The sequence below is a fragment of the Microcystis sp. LE19-10.1B genome, from assembly GCF_027530565.1.
Classification (GTDB): domain Bacteria; phylum Cyanobacteriota; class Cyanobacteriia; order Cyanobacteriales; family Microcystaceae; genus Microcystis; species Microcystis aeruginosa.
On sequence record NZ_JAPZQM010000684.1, the window covers coordinates 1 to 2,705 of the forward strand.

At 38.3% G+C, this 2,705-nt stretch carries 3 protein-coding genes; 2 read left to right on the forward strand and 1 reads right to left on the reverse strand.

Annotated features, from left to right (window positions below):
• The first annotated feature begins 749 nt into the window (after nt 1-749).
• Both O9332_RS24495 and O9332_RS24500 read left to right on the forward strand, forming a co-directional pair.
• On the forward strand, nt 750-1,046 hold the full coding sequence (locus O9332_RS24495; RefSeq protein ID WP_002762525.1) for a hypothetical protein: 297 nt from the start codon (nt 750-752) through the stop codon (nt 1,044-1,046).
• Between the two features lie 86 nt (nt 1,047-1,132).
• Complete coding sequence (locus tag O9332_RS24500; protein WP_002762526.1) at nt 1,133-1,495, forward strand: hypothetical protein; 363 nt, start codon at nt 1,133-1,135, stop codon at nt 1,493-1,495.
• Nucleotides 1,496-1,577: 82 nt separating this feature from the next.
• On the opposite strand, the gene O9332_RS24505 is transcribed toward O9332_RS24500, so the two are convergent.
• Nucleotides 1,578-2,690 carry an IS630 family transposase gene (locus O9332_RS24505; protein ID WP_288027740.1) on the reverse strand — a complete coding sequence of 371 codons (1,113 nt, stop codon included), beginning with the start codon at nt 2,688-2,690 and terminating at the stop codon, nt 1,578-1,580.
• Between the last annotated feature and the right edge of the window lie 15 nt (nt 2,691-2,705).

Consider the following 2,705-nt stretch of genomic DNA (forward strand, 5'->3'; position numbering starts at 1 on the left):
TTGAATTGTTCATCTGATAAGTTTTGATAATCCATAATTTTGCTAATAAACATAGCAAAATTATAGATGATTTCCTGACCTAAGATCACATTTTATTCTTTTTTCCACTTCAATCTAAGAATTGAGAAAAAAGCAAAACCCTCCACTATACCATAAAAAAATTATGCAAGAGGTCTTATGAATTATAAATTGTGAATTATAGATTACAGGTTATAGTTTATCAGTTCTGAATTGGGAAGTGAGAATTGTAAATTTAATTAAATTATCGAGCGGCAAAGGTTGGTTTTGGCTGTGATCGGTAATCGGTAAACTGACAACTAATAGCCGTTGACATCCTCACCGCCGGGGCCGGACGGTGATTCCCTACAGATCGAACAAACTTAATTGAACGATCTTCGGATGGGTTGACGCTTCACGGGACGATGCTTCTTGCGTCTATAACGGTTCTCTCACCGTATTTAGTATTAACCCGCCGGGCGCGGTCGGTTGCCATTGCTTCGATTAGTTGCATAATAGAGATATCCTTTTTTGGATGATAGGCGATCGCTTTTCTGATTGGTAGTCGGTAGCGGTCGCTTTTGGTTTATATCTTTAGTATATTTCTAGTCTCTTACTAAGTCAACTACCTATTAATTAGTATTTTACAGGTATTTTACTAATCCTCATTAGTTTATCTAATAAGTCTTGTACTTAGTAGTTTACAGGGTTAGACTTAAAAGGTAATGTATTAGTATTAATCAATTAAAATCATGGCTACTGAGAATAGACCAGTATCCTGTTATCTCCCAAAAGATATAGAAGACAGCCTTACTAAGTATTGCACTCAAAACAATATCACTCGAAAAGATAAGGCCGGGAACATTCAACCGGCAATGGGAACCGCCATAGTAGAGATTCTCGAAACCTTTTTCGGAGATAGCCCTAGCAAGTTGCCCAACTTCGAGGAAAAGATCGACGCGGCGATCGAAGCCAAAATGAACGCGGCGATCGCATCGCTTCGGACTGAATTAGCTCCCCTATATGCGATCGCCCAGAGAGAAGATTAGAGCGGTCTCGCGTAGCGAGCGCTTTGCGTTCACCTAATGCACGCCCGTCAGTCATATTTGAAACAGATTAGCTAGGAGATTACCTCATGACAGCAGTTACCGAAAATGATCTAAAAAGGCTAGAAGATTTAATCGTTAGTAGTATGAGGGTGATCGAGTCCCGATTAACTAGCCTAGAAAATGGACAATCAGAAATCAAGTCAGATATAAAGTCCCTGAATGGAAAGACAGAAAATATCGACAAGCGACTCACCTCGATCGAAGCCCGTCTAGAAGCATGGAAACCCTCGATCGACAAAACGGCCGATCTTGCCGAAAAAGTAGGAGAACTGAAAAACTGGAAGCAGATCGGGGTAGTGGTAATCACCGCTTTTATCAGTTCGATCCTTAGCGGCATTACCGGCGGGGTGATCGGTTGGCTGATCCGTTCAGCGAAATTCAACCCCTAACACCTAAAACCTAACACCTAACCCTTTTATCCATGCCCTCGACTTTCTCAGTCAGCTTGGCTTGTCCTAAGCTTTTACGCATTTAAGTTACATTGACAGCATTACCCTTATTTTTAAGTTTTCTACTCCATTTAATAATCAATCCCCCTTCATTTAAAAGCTGATTGACTACTTTTTCCAGTTCTTCTTTATTTTCAAATTCTCGATTAGCTATGTACTCTTTAGCGGAATGCCACACTAATTCTATTAGGTTGTAATCTGGACTATAAGCTGGTAAAAACTCTAGCCTAATATTGGGCAACTCTTTTTCCACCTGCTCAATAACATCTTTCTTTTTGTGATAACTAGCATTGTCTAATATGATGATAATTTTCGGTCCTTTTTCTCGAAAATCTTCGGGCAGATTTCCCAAGTTTATCCATTCTTGACGAATCTCTTCATGAAGTTTCTTTAATTGTTCATGGAAAGTTTCTGAATTTCCTTTTTTGATCATAAAACAGACTCGTTTTTTGTCATTATATCTTAAGGCTCCCATCACATTCACCCTTCCTCTTTTTCTTTGTCCATTCACTTTTTTTCGCTTTCCTTTTTTTGTCCAAGCTCTCCTTCTTATTACTCTCAAACTAAATCCACACTCATCCCAAAACCATACCTGGATTGACTCTGGCTTTTCTTTAGCCAACCTTAAATATTCATCTAATTTTTCTTTAAATGCTTTTCTTAATTTCTTGTCTTGCTTATCTTCTAGACTATATTTCGCCCAGATATACACATACTTTTTTCTTCTCAATATTCTTCTCACTTGCGAGCCACTCAGTTTAATTCTTGTTTCCTTTTCTAGATGCTCTGCTAATCTTGCCGCTGTCCATCTCCCGAATTCATATCCAAATTCCTTCGGGTCTTCATCAACTATTTTTAATAGTAAATTAATATATTCCTCTGTGGCTTTTTTATGATTTCCATTTTTTCTCCCATCTTCTAGACTTTCTAAATTGTTAGGATCGCCGTGAACACACCAATGGGCGACCGTTTTGAGTGAACAGCCAATAAAGTCAGCTATTTCTCGTTGAGTTTTTCCGTCGTTTAGCAAGAGAAACATTAAAATTCTTTCCCTAACCTCTGCTCTTTCTTCTTCTTTAAGAGCTTTTTGTAAGTTTTTCTTTTCTTCTAAGTCTAGGAAATCTTTGGCTGGCATAAGTAGGATTTTTCT